The 16019-nt window shown below is 48.2% G+C and carries 12 protein-coding genes, 1 tRNA gene and 2 pseudogenes; 9 read left to right on the top strand and 6 right to left on the bottom strand.

Going from position 1 to position 16019, the window contains the following annotated elements:
• The first annotated feature begins 8 nt into the window (after positions 1-8).
• Positions 9-1520, top strand: coding sequence for a MobQ family relaxase (mobQ, locus tag DWZ82_RS07160; protein WP_118479958.1), 1512 nt, complete (start codon positions 9-11; stop codon positions 1518-1520).
• Between the two features lie 77 nt (positions 1521-1597).
• Here the strand turns inward: mobQ and DWZ82_RS07155 are convergent, their stop codons facing one another.
• Positions 1598-2017 carry a nuclear transport factor 2 family protein gene (locus tag DWZ82_RS07155; protein WP_118479772.1) on the bottom strand — a complete coding sequence of 140 codons (420 nt, stop codon included), beginning with the start codon at positions 2015-2017 and terminating at the stop codon, positions 1598-1600.
• Between the two features lie 89 nt (positions 2018-2106).
• On the opposite strand from DWZ82_RS07155, the gene DWZ82_RS07150 reads away from it, so the two are divergent.
• From DWZ82_RS07150 to DWZ82_RS07125, 6 genes and pseudogenes are all read left to right on the top strand, one after another.
• Positions 2107-3981 carry an AAA family ATPase gene (locus DWZ82_RS07150; RefSeq protein ID WP_118479770.1) on the top strand — a complete coding sequence of 625 codons (1875 nt, stop codon included), beginning with the start codon at positions 2107-2109 and terminating at the stop codon, positions 3979-3981.
• A 122-nt stretch (positions 3982-4103) separates the two neighbouring features.
• Positions 4104-4304 carry a transposon-encoded TnpW family protein gene (locus DWZ82_RS07145; protein WP_022473970.1) on the top strand — a complete coding sequence of 67 codons (201 nt, stop codon included), beginning with the start codon at positions 4104-4106 and terminating at the stop codon, positions 4302-4304.
• A gap of 19 nt (positions 4305-4323) precedes the next feature.
• Positions 4324-4980 (top strand): annotated as a pseudogene (locus DWZ82_RS07140) (DNA topoisomerase); the annotation flags it as partial.
• Between the two features lie 118 nt (positions 4981-5098).
• Positions 5099-5800 (top strand): hypothetical protein, encoded by a 702-nt coding sequence (locus DWZ82_RS07135; RefSeq protein ID WP_118479766.1) that lies wholly within the window; start codon positions 5099-5101, stop codon positions 5798-5800.
• A 104-nt stretch (positions 5801-5904) separates the two neighbouring features.
• Positions 5905-6441, top strand: a complete 537-nt coding sequence (locus DWZ82_RS07130; RefSeq protein ID WP_199667419.1) for a hypothetical protein — start codon at positions 5905-5907, stop codon at positions 6439-6441.
• Positions 6442-6453: 12 nt separating this feature from the next.
• Positions 6454-8317 (top strand): annotated as a pseudogene (locus DWZ82_RS07125) (antirestriction protein ArdA).
• A gap of 362 nt (positions 8318-8679) precedes the next feature.
• Here DWZ82_RS07125 and DWZ82_RS07120 read toward each other — a convergent pair.
• From DWZ82_RS07120 to DWZ82_RS15575, 4 genes are all read right to left on the bottom strand, one after another.
• Positions 8680-10707: an RNA-directed DNA polymerase gene (locus DWZ82_RS07120; protein WP_118479764.1), complete on the bottom strand. Its 2028-nt coding sequence runs from the start codon at positions 10705-10707 to the stop codon at positions 8680-8682.
• A gap of 179 nt (positions 10708-10886) precedes the next feature.
• Positions 10887-12272 carry a hypothetical protein gene (locus DWZ82_RS07115; protein WP_118479762.1) on the bottom strand — a complete coding sequence of 462 codons (1386 nt, stop codon included), beginning with the start codon at positions 12270-12272 and terminating at the stop codon, positions 10887-10889.
• Between the two features lie 193 nt (positions 12273-12465).
• Positions 12466-12762, bottom strand: coding sequence for a hypothetical protein (locus DWZ82_RS15580; RefSeq protein ID WP_243022904.1), 297 nt, complete (start codon positions 12760-12762; stop codon positions 12466-12468).
• Between the two features lie 45 nt (positions 12763-12807).
• Positions 12808-13041: a hypothetical protein gene (locus DWZ82_RS15575; RefSeq protein WP_243022903.1), complete on the bottom strand. Its 234-nt coding sequence runs from the start codon at positions 13039-13041 to the stop codon at positions 12808-12810.
• Positions 13042-13405: 364 nt separating this feature from the next.
• Here DWZ82_RS15575 and DWZ82_RS07105 point away from each other — a divergent pair, with 364 nt between their 5' ends.
• Positions 13406-13612 (top strand): helix-turn-helix domain-containing protein, encoded by a 207-nt coding sequence (locus DWZ82_RS07105; protein ID WP_065533846.1) that lies wholly within the window; start codon positions 13406-13408, stop codon positions 13610-13612.
• Between the two features lie 21 nt (positions 13613-13633).
• On the top strand, positions 13634-15028 hold the full coding sequence (locus DWZ82_RS07100) for a site-specific integrase (RefSeq protein WP_199667417.1): 1395 nt from the start codon (positions 13634-13636) through the stop codon (positions 15026-15028).
• A gap of 188 nt (positions 15029-15216) precedes the next feature.
• On the opposite strand, the gene DWZ82_RS07095 is transcribed toward DWZ82_RS07100, so the two are convergent.
• Positions 15217-15293, bottom strand: a tRNA-Arg gene (locus tag DWZ82_RS07095).
• Positions 15294-16019 lie beyond the last annotated feature (726 nt).

Below are 16019 nucleotides of genomic sequence, written 5' to 3'. Positions count from 1 at the left end.
TCCGGGAGGTGATACCCATAGCCATTTACCATTGGAACATCGGCATTGTGAGCCGAGGAAAAGGCAAATCAGCCGTTGCCGCAGCCGCCTACCGAAGCGGCGAAAAGCTGACAAACGAATGGGACGGAATGACCCATGACTACACCCGCAAAGGCGGCGTTGTCCATACAGAAATCATGCTGCCGCCCCACGCGCCACCCTCATTCTCTGACCGTTCAACCTTGTGGAACAGCGTGGAGCTTTACGAGAAAGCCGGGAACGCCCAGCTTGCCAGAGAGATTGACGCGGCGCTCCCCATAGAATTATCCAGAGAGGAACAGATCCGGCTTGTCCGGGAATACTGTTCCTCTCAATTTGTTTCCAGAGGAATGTGCGTTGATTATGCCATTCACGACACCGACAGCGGCAATCCCCATTGTCATATCATGCTGACTATGCGACCCCTTGACGAGCGCGGCACATGGGCAGCGAAGTCCAAAAAGGAATATGACCTTGATGAAAACGGGGAGCGCATCCGCTTGCCAAGCGGCAGATACAAAACCCACAAAATTGACCTTACAGGCTGGAACGACAAGGACAACACCCTCTTGTGGCGCAAGGCGTGGGCTGACTATACCAACGACTTTTTGGAGAGAAACGGAAGCCCGGAGCGTATCGACCACCGCAGCAACGCCGAGAGAGGAATTGACGAGATACCCACCGTCCACATGGGCGTGGCGGCTTGCCAGATGGAGAAGAAAGGTATCGCCACCGAGAAAGGCGAACTGAACCGCAATATCCAAAAGGCAAACCGCCTTATCCGGGAAATCCGGGCGCAGATTGGGAAGCTCAAAGAATGGATTGCCGACCTGTTCAAAGCGCGGGAAACCGCCCCAGAACAGCCGCCGCAATCTCCCAACCTCGCAAATCTGTTGATGAAGTATTTGAGCGTTCAGAGAGAAAAGAGCCGGAAGTATTCACAGCGTTGGCAACAACAGCACACAGCCGATGAACTGAAAACCATAGCGGCGGCGGTCAACTATCTTTCCGAGCATGGTATCTCTAATCTTGATGAGCTGGACGCTTCTCTTTCCTCTGTCAGTGATGAAACCTTTTCTATCCGGGAGGGAATGAAAGCCGCCGAGCAGCGCATGAAAGAGCTGCAAAAGCTAATTGAATACGGGAAGAACTACACAGAGTACAAGCCCATTCACGATGAACTGAAAAAGCTGAAAAACGGCTGGACGAACAAACGGGATAAGTATGAGGAAGCCCACCGCGCCGAGCTGACCCTATGGAACGCGGCAAGCCGCTATCTCCATGCAAATCTGACGGATACAAAGACGCTGCCTATCTCCAAATGGAAACAGGAATACGCCGACCTCAAAGTGCAGAGAGATACCGACTACACCAAGCTGAAAGCTACCCGCGCTGATGTTTCCGAACTTCAAAAAATCCGCAAATGCGTGGATATTGCGCTCCGCGCCGACCAACCGGCACAGACGCAGACCCGCACCAAGCGGCAGGAACAGGAGCGATAAAGAAAAGGACGGGCAAGCTACTTTGCCTGTCCGTCCTAAATGTTTTCCGATAAAATGGACGCTATTGATTCCTAATATTAAAACCAACTTGCTCTTTCGTCCCTAAATTCGGGCAGGTCACTATGCTCATAAGGATTATAATTATTCAAATTGCAGCCAAACTCTTTCAATGATTTTATTTTATTATCCTTTGTCCATTCAACCAGGGAAATTCCATCAAATTCCTCTATGCTCCCATTGTTCATTTCATTTTTGAAATACCACTCCACAATCGTCTGATTTCCTTTGTGGAAAAATTGTTTGATTTCCCAAGCAACGACTTTGACACGAGTATTCCATTCCTGAAACCAGTGTTTTACGATTTGACGGTTATTATATTTTGGACTCCAACTTTCAGTATAAATTACATCTTCTGCAAAAATATTATCAATACCTAAATCCTGTTTTGTAAGCCACATTTCAAACCATAAGTGAATAATTCTTTCTCTTTCATTCACAATCCAGCACCTCACTAACTTCCGATTTTTCGGTTTCATTCTACATCAAAACTATGAACAATTCAACCACAGAAAGAGAGGTATCAGCCATGTATTACACCCAAGAACAGATAGACCACGCCAACCAAGCCGACCTTGTTTCTTTCCTGCAATCACAGGGCGAGCAGCTTACCCGCGCCGGGAATGAATACCGCTGGAAGCGGCACGACAGCCTGACCGTCCGGGGAAACAAATGGTATCGCCACAGCCAAAGCAAAGGCGGCGGCCCCGTTGATTTTGTCATGGAGTTTTTCGGCAAGAGCTTCACCGAAGCCGTTGAACTGCTGACAGGAGAAAAAGGCGCAGCACCGCCAGACCGCCCTTGCCCCACGCCCCTCTCCGACTTCCGACTGCCACCCCGCAGCCCCGACAACAAAACAGCGAGGGAATACCTCACAGCCGCCCGTCACATTGATGAAGATGTGTCGGGCTTTTTCTTTTCCAACGGGGATATTTACGAGGAAGTCGCCCACCACAACGCCGTATTTGTCGGGCGCGACGAAAGCGGCATACCGCGATACGCCCACCAGCGCGGCACAGCCGGGAGTTTCCGGCTTGATGTGAAAGGCAGCGACAAAGCCTTTAACTTCTGCTACCGTGGCGAGGGCGAAAGATTGTTTGTCTTTGAAGCCCCCGTTGACCTGCTCTCTTTCCTCTGCCTGTTCAAAAAGGAGTGGCAGAAGCAAAGCTACCTGTCATTGGGCGGCGTGGGCGAGAAAGCCCTGCTCCGCTTTCTCTCTGACCGTCCGAACATCAAGACCGTTTATCTCTGCCTTGACAGCGACGAAGCCGGAAACGACGCTTGCAGCCGCCTTGTGAAGCTCATGCCGGAGGGCTTGACCGTCCATCGGCTTATCCCTCTTTTCAAGGACTGGAACGAGGTGCAGACGCGCCGGGGAGAAATCACAGACGGGAAGTATCTCCGCGAAGCGGTCTATGGATTGAAAGAGCCGCCGCAGGAAGAAACCGTTGAGATTATCCGCATGAGCGAGGTTGACACACAGACCGTCGAATGGCTGTGGGAGCCGTATATTCCCTTTGGGAAAGTGACGATTGTGCAGGGCAACCCCGGCGAGGGAAAGACCACCTTTGCCCTACGCTTTGCCGCCGCCTGCACCACAGGCGGGACGCTTCCGGGCATGAAGCCCATACAGCCATTCCAAGTGATTTATCAGACCGCCGAGGACGGACTGGGCGATACCGTCAAGCCCCGCTTGATGGAAGCAGAAGCCGACCTTGACCGCGTACTTGTGATTGATGAAGCAAAACGGGAGCTTACTCTGTCCGACGAGCGCATAGAGAAAGCAATCGTACAGAACGGGGCGCGGCTGATTATCCTTGACCCCATACATGCGTACATGGGAGAAAAAACCGACATGAACCGGGCAAACGAAGTGCGCCCCATGTTCCGCCGCCTTGCCGATGTTGCCGAGCGTACCGGGTGCGCCGTTATCCTTATCGGACATCTCAACAAAGCTGCCGGAGGGCAGAGCGCATACCGGAGCTTAGGTTCTATCGACTTCCGCGCCGCAGCAAGGAGCGTCCTGCTGATCGGGCGCGTGAAACGAGAACCGAATGTGCGCGTTATCGTCCATGACAAATCTTCCCTTGCGCCGGAGGGCAAGCCCATAGCCTTTTGCCTTGACCCGGAAACAGGCTTTTCGTGGATAGGCGAATACGACATCACCGCCGACGAGCTGCTGTCCGGCGCGGGCGGCAACAACGCCACCAAAACCGAACAGGCTGAAAGGCTGATACTTGACCTGCTTGCAGACGGGAAAGAGCTTGCCAGCGAGGACATTGTAAAAGCCGCAGCCGACGCGGGGATTTCTGCCCGTACTGTCCGGGCGGCAAAGAAAAACCTTGACGGGCGCATTACCTCAAAGCGCATTGGCGCGGCATGGTATCACGCTCTTAAAAAGTGAAACGGCAAAATCCAAGTGGCAAAACCCAGATACCTTGCCACTTTGCCACTTCGCCACTTCAACCTCAAAACCACCGCCCCATGTATGACCGCATGGGGCTTTTCTCATGGAAAGGAGAGCCTATGAACAACGACACCAGCAACCGCAGCACCCCCGCAACCGCTTCCCCTCTGACCGTAAAGGAAGCCGCGCCACCTGTAATGATAAAGAAAATCGGAAAGACCACCTACCGCGTCAAAATCCATTTCAGTGAAACGAGCAAAGAAACCATGAGCGACAAAATCAAGCGTCTGATTTTGAATGACAGCGAAAAAAGTTCTTAAACACCCTTGACAAAACGTATCAGAGGACACCCTTCTGTCGGCCATGGAGAATGCGGGCAAAGAAGATATGCCGGACGAGGCAGAACGCAAGGGCCTAGGCCCCCCGGCAACCAGGGCGGCCATTATCGAAAAGCTGGTGTCCGGCGGATTTGTGGAGCGCAAGGGCAAGAACCTGATTCCCACAAAGGCAGGCGTCAACCTGGTCACGGTGCTGCCGGAGCTGCTGACCTCTCCCAAGCTGACAGCGGATTGGGAGCAGCGGTTGAACGAAGTGGCAAAGGGCCAGGTGTCGCCGGAGGACTTCATGGACGGGATCGAGGCAATGGCGGCGGAGCTGGTGCGGAAATACTCCCACATTTCCGAGGATGGGCAAAAGTTGTTCCAGCCGGAGAAGGAAACGGTGGGCCTCTGCCCACGCTGCGGCAAGCCGCTTTATGTGGGCAAGAAGAACTTCGCCTGTTCGGACCGGGCCTGTCAGTTCGTCATGTGGAAGAATGACCGCTTTTTCGAGCAGCGCGGGAAGGTTTTTACTTTCAAAATCGCCGCCGCATTGCTCAAAGACGGAAAGACAAAGGTCAAAGGGTTGCGCTCCCTGCGTACCGGGAAAACCTATGACGGGACAATCGTTCTGGCCGACACCGGAGGAAAATATGTGAATTACCGCATCGAGAAATAAATTCAAAATCGCAATTCTCCAAACCTAAAGTGACCTGTATATTTCACCTTGTGCTATTCATGACAAAGGCAAACTCTGTTATAATGATGTATGAAAATAGAATTAGGGAGGATGCGTAATGCCTTTATCAACTGAGATAAAAGATGCAGTATATCAATATTGCAACAATCATTTAGCAGATGAAGCATGGTATAACGGTGAATTTGAATTTATAGAAGATCAAGCCTTACGCAAGCGGCTTATTGAAGAATTCAAGGGTATAAGATTTGCTTACAAACTCTACGAAGGAATTGAAGCAAAAGACGAAAATCTTATCTTTGAAATTCGACATCAGATATTTTCATACGCCACAATATACGAAGCCGTAATTCATTCCGTATTATACACTTATTATGAAGATACCCCGGAATTTCATGAGTTACAATACCATTTTGCTCCAGCGAAAATAGATATACCAAGAGCAAAATTGGCTACGCTAAAAAAGGAACTCACTCATAACGGTGAAGAAATCCTGACTTATCATATACAAGAACGAAAAAAAGAAGATACACAGATCAGGTTTGACGATAAGTGTAAAGCGGCTGAAAAGCTTGGCCTTCTACATAGCTTTATTAGCAATGATGGCAGCACAATTGACTTGACTTCCGAAATCATTGAGATATATGGCTATAGAAATGCAATCCATCTTGTTGCAGAACAGCGGAAAGGTATCGAGTACGAACTTGAATTAAGCAAGCGTGCATATCGCCGTATGCGTCCTTTTATCGATCAAATTAAAGAAAAGTTAAAAATGGACAGAAAAGGCATCTATGCGGACTAATACAGTCTTTTCAGAGAAGCAACAAATTAATACCATTCTACTACTCATGAGCAGGAAACACACAAAGTTCCCTGCTTTTCTTTTACCCATTTTCAGAAAGGATGATGTCTTTGAGCAAAACCGAACCCAATTTCATGGAGCATTTGAAACCGCTGCTACCCGCAGGCGGTGACGCAAGCGAGCTGGAGACAGCGACCCAGGCGCTTGCCGGACTTTCCCCCGAAGACCGTAACCTCTTGGCCGCTGTGCAGGAGTCTCCCTTCCGCCTGACCACCCTGGAACAGTTCCGGGAGTTTCCCGCTAACACGGAGTATTTCATCCTGGAGCCCAACATCCGCAAAGTGGAGGATGTGGGCTGGCGCTATCTGGCACAGCATTTGGACGTCCTTCTGCCTCCGGCGCTGCTGGACGCCATTGATCCCGTTCCCTTCGGCAACCACGCCATTCAGGAGGAACAGGGGTGCTTCACCAGCAAAGGGTATCTCACCCTCTCCGGCGACGAGTGGGAGCATGAGCGCCCCAGGGAGAGGCAGACGGAAAAAAAGCCCTCCATCAAAGAACGGCTGGAACAGAGCCGGAAGGAATGTGCCAACCAGAGCAAGGCGCAGCCCCATCGGGAAAAGCCTGCGCCGGAGCGATAAGGAGGTGTCGCTATGCCCCATTATGACTATGACAAAGAGTATCCCTTTGCCGCTTTCATCATCAACCTGGGCAAATACAACGAGGGCGCCCTTGTGGGCGAATAGGTGAAGTTCCCCACCACGGCGGAGGAACTGAAAAAAGTCTTTGAGCGTATCGGGATTGGGTCGAAGGACGAATTTGGGCAGATCTATGAGGAATGGTTCATCACGGACTACGATTGCTATGTGGACGGCCTCTATGACCTGCTGGGCGAGTATGCCAACCTGGATGAACTACCTGGCCTCCAAACTGGATGATATGAGCCAGGATGAATATGAGCGGTTCCAGGCTGCTATGGAAATCGGCGACCACACGGGCAGCATCCAGGAGCTTATCAATCTGACGGAAAACCTGGACTGTTACGACGTTTATCCCGACATCCACGACCACGACGATCTGGGACGGTATTACATTGAGGAACTGGACGCCATGCAGGTGCCGGAGCATCTGCGCAACTACATCGACTATGAAGCCTACGGGCGGGACATCGCCCTGGAGGAAAGCGGCCAGTTCACCGACCTGGGCTATGTACGGGATACCGGGGACCGCTTCGACGAGGTGTACGATAGACACCGGGAGAGCATCCCGTGGGAGTACCGAGTCACCGTTACACAAGAGGAACAAGAATTTCTGGACGAAAGTGCAAAGTCGGATATGGCAACCGACCTTGCCTATGATATGGACGAGTTTTTCCGGCAGCACGACCCGCAGTATGCCGCTGAGTACCCGGAGGAACATGCGGCGAAGGAAGAAATCTACGAGAATCTGATGGCCGAGCGCATCTCCGCCCTAGACGAGAAGCTGGCTGCCCTGGGGCAGACCCAGGAGGACTATCTTCCTTCGGAGATTGGGAAGTTCAAGGGCGCCACCGGCTATGAAGAATTTCTGGATATGGACCCCCAGGTAATCCGGGAAGCCATCGAAAACCCGGATCAGTCCCATGTGGACGAGATGCTGGCCTTTGCGGAACAGGCAAACCTGGAGTATAAAGCGGAGTTGTACGGGCAGCAAGCGGCGTCCACCCCGGACGACCGGGAGACCGGTGAGACGGTGCGGACTCCCAGGGGCACCTTCCATGTGACGGATATGAGCCGGGAACAGATGGAGGCGGCTGGATACGGTTTTCACCATGAGTCCGAGGATGGGAAGTATCTCATCATGGCCAACGGCAGCCGTGCCTTTGCCATCCCCAGCGGATCCGCCCCCGAACATACCGCGCCGGAGAAGTTGACTGTTCTGGTGGTGGAGCCTATGAAGGAACCCTATGTGAAGGAGATCGACCCCGGCCTCCATGCGCTGCAAGCGAAGGTGGGCGGTGATATTGCCGCCTCCTATCCCTTTGACGATCCGGTTGGGCTGGTGCTGAACGATGAAGGCAAGCTCATTGGTCTAGACCTGAACCGTTCCCTCCGGGACGAGCATGGGGAGATTTACGACATCGTGGCAGGCACCTTCCTGGTTATGGGCCTGGGGCCGGAGAGTTTTTCGTCCCTGTCCCCAGACATGATCCAGAAGTACACCGAGCAATTCAAGCGGCCGGAGCTGTTCGCCAGCATCAACGGGCAGATCGTGTCCGTCCCCGTGGAGCCGGAAAACCCGCTGCGCACGGCAGAAATGACCCTGGAGGACGACTATGGGATGATCGACGGGATCATCAATAACGGCCGCCGTGGGGAGGAATTGGAGAAAGCCCAGGCCGAGGCGTGCAGGACCACGCCGGAGAAAAAGCCTTCCATCCGGGAGCGGCTGGAGGACGCGAAACGGGAGTGCGTGGAACGGAAAGGCCCGGAAAAGCCCGCCCCGCAGAAGAAGCCCCCGGAGCTGGGCGACTTATGAGCCGGAGCAAGAAATGGCGTCTGGAATGGTCGTTCTTCCGGGGCAAGAATGGCAGGCGCCAGTATAATAAGCTCTGCAAAGGCTGTGTCTATCCCTGCAAGCAGAGCTTCCGGGCAGTGGTGGTGTCCTGCCCGCACTATCTTTCCCTCCGTTCCCAAAAGTGCAGAAATTAGGGTTCAAAATGGGCGAAGAAACCGCCTGTGCCGGCTTTCCCGTATAGGGACAGTATGATTTCCCATATGGGGCGGTAGGGCGTTTCTGCATAGGAAAAATGCTGGATTTATACCTTTTGTAAACAAGAAAAGAGCGCCGTCATCGGATATTTGTCCGGTGGCGGCGCTCTTTGTGTTTAGAGAGTTATTTCAGTCTAAACTTGCATATAGCCCATATGTGTTTTTGCGATAACGCTTGAAAACAGTCCTTTGATATGTGCGATAAGTAATTTGATCGGCAAAATTTTTAATACCTTTCCAATTAAAAAGACTTTCTTCGGGTTTATTTCCACTAGGAGAACGCTGCTCTAAAAAATCACATATTAACTGAGTCGTTACAGCAGACGGGAATAGTTTTTTCCCCTTACCACCGACGGCTTTGGTTTTTATATCATTAATAATGTCACTCATTTTCTGGCGTAGCGTTATCGAAATGTATGGGCAATTATGAAAAATTAAGACATACCAGAACTCTACTTGCATCATCGGTTCTTTATCTGATATTCTAAGTATTTGCCTTTCGACAATATTTTCAACTTTTTTTGATAGTTCATTAAAAAAGGGCTGATAATACTGCGAATAGAGCAATAAATTTGCCCAAATAATTGGGTCATTGCATTCTTCGGCGGCTTGAATTAAATGGTTTTCTGTTTTGGTGTCAAGCACAATATTATATTCGTAAAAAAAAGGAAACCAATCACATAAATCAAATACATTTCCCGAGCAAAAAACAAATGAATACCTATTAATTGTTCTACTTAATTTTGTGTGAGCTTTATCGTCACCTTTAAAATCAATTTCACTATTCATGTAAGCAATAATGGAAATGATTTTTCGGGCTTGATCAAATGAAGGGTAAAATGCGTATACATATAGGGCCATATCAATTAAGAGCAGTGCCTTACCTAAGCGCTGCTTGCCAAAGAGCGTATACCCATTTTTCTTTTTACTGATATTGTTTAGCAATGTTGATAAAAGAAACGAAACAATAGTTCTCCTATTTTCAGAATGTTCTTTAACCAGAACAGCAATTTCATCTTTTATTCTATCTACAGAAATAAACTCTGTCTTTACTATGAACTGCTCATCTTCAGGCAATTTATCGTAATCAGATTTTTTCCCTTGATGGAAAAAGTTTCTAATAATATCAGACAATTGCCTGGTTTTTTCAAGCCATTCTTTGGGGACACAAGGCGTACTTCCTTTTGTCAACTTCAACTCATTTAAGCGTAGCAGGTATCGTTCGCCAATCATTTTATATTTGGATAGTATTTGTTCAAGAACCTGTGGTTGATTGGCAAACAGAAAAATATCATCAACATATCGAAATGCAACATAATCGACATTATAGATAATGTTTTCTTTAGATAGGGAAACGGAGATTACATTATCAATATGCTGCAGTAAAACTTCAGCCATCATTCTAGAAAACTCTGGACCAACAACAATGCCATTTGATGACCGCCCGTTTATATTTTGGAGTATTCGATCTATGGTGACAAGTAAATGAGAGTTAACGGCATCTTTTGCATCAACAACATTTCTTTCTATAATCCATGTAAATGCGTGTGTATATATGCTGTCAAAGCAAGCCTTATAGTCGAGTTTTGCATAATATTTGTATTTAAAGTTACACATTCGCCATACCCGTGAATCAGCAAAAGAATTTATTGATTCAAAGGGCCCTATTTTGAAATAATTTCCAGCTTGTTGAATAGCTCCACGTCCTGCACGAAAGGATTGGTCTTGAAAGTATTGTGTTACTCGTCCAGACTTTGCCTTATAATATAAATCTGTGCTTTTTTTGTGATAACGAATGGAATAGTCATGATGCTTTTCAAAATAGTTCAATATTTCCTTTTGATAGCATTCGATAAAAAGGAACAAGTTCAAGGCAGAAAATGGTTGAATAACACTCATTTCTCTCATTGTGTCAGTTCCCTTAAGAATTTTGTATTTTAAAGGTTTTGTGCTCCAGCCATTTTCAAACATTCTAGAACTGCTCTGAGCTTTATTTTGTTTGATTTCTTGGATAAGCGCGTCTAAAATCTTTTGGTTCTCTTTCTTTAAAAGAAATGCGTAAAGTTGAGAAAAAGAAAATAATTCCGATATTTCAACAGGTAGTAAATCTGTCAGAATATAGTCCAGCTTATTCCTTTCTAAGCCACTCCACCCCATTGACTTTTTCCTCCATCTTTTTTATTATAAGAGAGCAGACAAGTTGTTTGCAGTGCAGAAATGCACACACATCATCGGCACAATGCTGAAATCAGCCTTGCTGAGGAAGGACATTGTGTTTAGAACATAGCTGCGGCAAATGTTCCGGAACGGCAAGGGCAACCTTGCCGTTTCGTCATTTAGTATCCGACCCGAATTTTTATTAAATAGTCCCTTACAAGTGTTCCATAGCCCCGTCGTTTGCCATTTGCATCAGTGCTGTTGATTCCAACCTGCTTGCATAGAGCCACGAGAGATTTATAGTCATACCCAATACGATCAACAAGCAAAATCGTTTTATTGGCTTTCATGTTCCCATATAGATTATAGCCACAATTTAATTGGGCGCCCCCCATCAAAAAATAAGGTTTATCAATCTTTGCTCTGTCAAACGCATCGTCAATCATATTCTTCAAATACTGTTCTGTATTGGTCTCGACAAGCCCAGTATCTAGAAAATATCGAAGTTCGCCATAATTCGAAATAAATCCTTTTACTCTCCAGATGTTTGAACGAAAATGTTTTGTCATATAAACTTCGCGTGAGGAGAATGCAGCTATTCTATGCCGTAGTAACTCCATTTTATTATAATCAGGCGATGACAGGTCTGTATAAGAAGCAATCAATTTATCAATGCGATCTTCATATTTTTTTCGCTTATCATCAGTAATGCCATATTTAATTTCAATTTTGGCTTTACCATTCGCTGAAAGCCAAAATTCATAGCCAAGAAAGTCTACAGAGCAACTTCCTTTTAATATGTTTCGGCGAGAAATATACTTGAATTTTTTCTTGTTAAATTTTGTATGGCATTTTGGCGCTTTTATTGTTTGATCATGAAATATTTTTAAAAGAACGGTTTCCAGTTTCTCTTTAACTTCAGTTTCCTCCATGTGCTCGTTTAGAATCAGAATGCTATCATCTATATACCTTTCATAATATATAATGCCGTTAGAAAAGAACATCTGTTTGACAGCTTCATCAAAGTATCCAGCTATAATTTCCGCGATTGCATTTGAAGTACAAAGTCCCGCATACGCATATTTAGTTGAATAAGCGAAAACCTTTATCAGGTCAATCTCGTGCCGATCAAGAATATTATATTTTAAGTATTTTTCAAAAACATAAATAGACGAAACAGAATTGAAGTAATCTTTAAAATCAAATTTTACAATTGTAAAATCCGACATTTGAATTGCAGCAGAGAAAACACTGAAAAGCGTCCGAGTTGTTTTGTTTCGATTAGGATATTTTATTTTAAATGCTCTATCCAGAATTTGTTTGATGCTTTGACATAGGATATTTTCAGGTGAATATAAATTATCATATTGTTTAACCAACCGCTTTTTACCGCTTTGATTTAACATAAGTGACTTCGAGTTTTCAAAATGGAAGGTAGCGTCATTAAGGGCGCTCTTTATATCCGAAATAATCTTTTCTTGTTCCGCAGCAGATTTATACGGGGTGTCTTTATCAAGGGCTATAGTTCTTTTTACAGCGCGCTCAATCTCTTTTTCAATGCTCATTTTTCTTTCCCCCATGTAAAAATGTGCCCTGCAAAAACCTGGCAGGGCACATTTAATCATTGTACAGCTACCTTTGGCAATTGACGCTACTACACAATAGCAATTTTCTATTGTAAGAGGATTTTATGGATATTCTATCATATTATGGAGAAATACTCAACATAAAGCAGATATATGCAGCAGGATATAAAAACTACTCTAGGCCGGTTATGTGCTCTCGTCGATGTTCTTGATTCTGCTCATCAGACCTTTCCAGCAGTGAGTCCACATTCTGGCGGAGGGTGTCATATTCCTTTTCCTCCCGCCGTATTTTGCGAAGTTCCGCTTGCAGAGCGGTCTTGTGGGCGGCAAGTCCATCCAGTTCTGCTTTCAGCTTTTCGGAGGAAGGAAGTCTGGCAAGTCCGGCCTTCTTGATCTCTCTGGCTGCCGCCTCGAACAAGATGATTTCGCTCTCAAACCCGCGAAGAAATTTTTCCTTATCCTTTGACACCTTATATCGGTCATAGACGGGCTTCAGTTTGCGGTAGGTGTCAATCTACTTGCCCAGGAGGTCAAGGTCGGCAATCTGCTGTTCCGTATCCCGCAGGCTCTCCTTGGTGCGGATGGAGGCGGCGGACACGGCGTCGCACCGTTCCACCAATTCCTCATAACTGCCGATGCCGGGGACTGAACCCACCTTGACAAAGAGAGCCTTCGGGCAGCATAAGGCAGACGGATACGATCTGTCTGTGTGGAGCCGGTCGGCCGGTGCGCCATGACCCTGTTGCAAGTCCGCAGGACGGGACCCCTACCAAACAGGTGAGCGACAAAACTAGGCCGCGAAACAGGTGTGGCAGCCTGTGGGCGAGGATACACAGACAGGATAATGAGACTCCCGCGTTGAACGCCCTCAAAGCATTGCGCGGCGCACCCATCAGCATGGGCCGGGGTGAGATTCCCGTGGAGCTGCGGCCAGCAGCCATCCGTTTTTTGCCTCTTTAATTTTCAGATAAATCTTCTGCTTTTCTGTTTACAGATAGTTCGTAAACTTTTCATTAGCAGCAGACAAACCCGAAACGGCGCGGTACAATGAGTGTGGAAGTTATGAATGAACACCCTTTTGCGTGCCGTTTCTGACTGGAAAGGAGGCTGCTGTGTCAGAGATTCAGAACGGTACGGAGAAAAGGCCTTTGGAGTGCCGCACCTATACGGTCAATGACATTGCCGTGATCTTAGGTGTCAGCCAGGCACGGGCATATAGCCTTGTGCGGGAGGACCTTTTCAAAAGCGTACGAATTGGCAACGCCATACGGATTTCCAAGCGGTCGTTCGACCACTGGCTGGAGTCACTTGACCTGTGACACAAGAAAGGAAGATTCGTTATGGCATCCATTATCAAAAGAAAGAAAAACTATTCCATCGTCTACACCTATGTGGACGAGAACGGCGAGACCAAGCAGAAATGGGAAACCCGCACTTCCTACCAGGAGGCATTGAAGCGCAAGGCAGAGATTGAGAGTCAGAAAAGCTCCAACTCCTTCCTTCCGCCCACCAATCAGAATATTGCGGAGTTCCTGTCGGACTTCGTCTCCCTCTATGGCGAAAAGCGGTGGGGCGTGTCTATGTACGACAGCCAAAACTCGCTGATTGCCAACTACATCAACCCCATCATTTGGGATATGAAGGTGCAGGACATCACCACGCGGGTAGTGGATAAGTACATCCAGACTTTGCAGAAAACCCCTGCTGTGAACACCAGGACGCACCACGCCAAAACGGAGTTTGTCACCAACGCTACCATCGAAAAGATCATCAAACTTCTCCGCTGCGCCTTCAAACAGGCGGTTCGGTGGGAGCTGGTTGCCAAGAACCCATTTGACAATGTGGTGCTGCCCAAAGTGGAATACAAGAAGCGGGACATCTGGACCGCCGATATGATCCGCACCGCCCTGGATCCGTGTACGGATAGCAAACTCTATGTGGCAATGAATCTGGCCTTTGCCTGTTCGCTGCGCATGGGTGAGATTCTGGGGCTGACCTGGAGCAATGTCCACATCTCCGATGAAGATATTGCCGATGACAACGCCTATGTCTACATCGATAAGGAGCTGGCGCGGGCCTCCAAGCGGGCCATTGAGATGCTGGGGCAAAAGGACATCTACCATATGTTCACGCCGCTGTTTCCCAACACCAGCACCAGGATCATCTTGAAAAAGCCCAAGACCGATTCCAGTATCCGCAAGGTGTGGCTGCCCAAGACCCTGGCTTATATCCTGCGGGAATGGAAGTCCGCGCAAGACGAGCTTCGGGCGCTGCTCCGTGACGAGTATCAGGACTACGACCTGGTGGTGGCGTTGGCCAATGGCCGCCCCTGTGAGGACCGTATCATCCTAAAGTCGTTTGAGAAGCTACGGGAGAAAGCAGGGCTTCCAAAAGTGGTCTTTCACTCCCTGCGACATTCCAGTACCACCTATAAGCTGAAGCTCAACCACGGCGATCTGAAGGCCCCCCAGGGTGATACGGGCCACGCTCAGATCGATATGATTACCAGCGTGTATGCGCACATTCTGGACGAGGACCGCAAGATCAATGCCCAGAAGTTTGAGAGCGCCTTCTATGCCAATCCCGACCTACGCTCGGTTCGTCCCCCGGAGGAACCGAAGGAACCGGCGCCCGCCACATTGGATTTGGAGGCCCTGGTGGAACAGCTCCGCAACTCGCCGGAATTGGCCAACACGCTGGCCGCATTGCTGGCGTCGGCCCCATCCGAAAAATAGGGCAGGAAAATCGTATTAGCAAATCGGCGTTTTTTATTAGCAAGGCCGGAAAAATAGTTTGAAGCCAATTAGCAGGCATACAGCGGAAAATGTATAAAATCGTTCCGGCAGAGCGGCAAGAATGCTTCGAGGAAATGATAACAAAAAACGCTGTAAACCATCGAAAAACGGCTTACAGCGGTCATTTTTGGCACCCCCGGCTGGGTTCGAACCAGTAGCCTGTCGCTTAGGAGGCGACCGCTCTATCCAACTGAACTACGGGGGCTTATACAGAAATTATTCAATTTTACAGGGCTCCAGGATTCGAACGATTCGATTTTTAGGAGCCTTTAGATTAAATTTTCCAGTATTACTCTACCAGTCAACCGTGAATTTTTGTCTCTTCATTATCCTTTATACGCGCGATAGAGGAACGCCACAATCTGTGCGCGCGTACAAGTGTTGTTCAGTATAAACAGGTATCGCCGATGCCATCAGCAATATCCTTCTCAACGACTCACTCGACCGCCCCGTAATAATAGGCAATCATTCAATATGTCGTAGAAGAAGTTCCGCACACTGGTCTTCCTTAAAGGCTGCTTTGGCGGTGACTGTGCCGTGCGCAATCGAGCAGTGCTGCTGCCATGATCGCATTCGCGCCACCTATGCATACAGTGTCCAGTTCTCCGCCTGTCAATAATCGCTAGTGCTTTTGCCATTGCTGTCGCCATCACCGGCATCATACCAACCGACAAAGACGCTGCCTCACCGTGTCGGCATAAGGTTCAGAGCAAGCGCCTCATAGATGACAGTCATGGTCTTTGACGTTACCTCACTGCTGCTGTTGGAATCGAAAGTACCGTGTAGGTGTTGATACATCCCCCGCTTAATAGTATTGGTTTTATATCTCCTTGACGTTTTTCGCCTGCTGCTCGAAGTATACTCAGAATTTTGATTTCAGGTATCAAAAAAAGCACCTTCACGTTGTGCATTTTTTTGATACCACTGCCTT

It is taken from the genome of Butyricicoccus sp. AF35-5AC (assembly GCF_003477715.1).
GTDB classification, from domain to species: domain Bacteria; phylum Bacillota; class Clostridia; order Oscillospirales; family Butyricicoccaceae; genus Agathobaculum; species Agathobaculum butyriciproducens.
The sequence above is the reverse complement of the archived record's forward strand: the minus strand, read 5'-3'. Positions and strand labels throughout refer to the sequence as shown.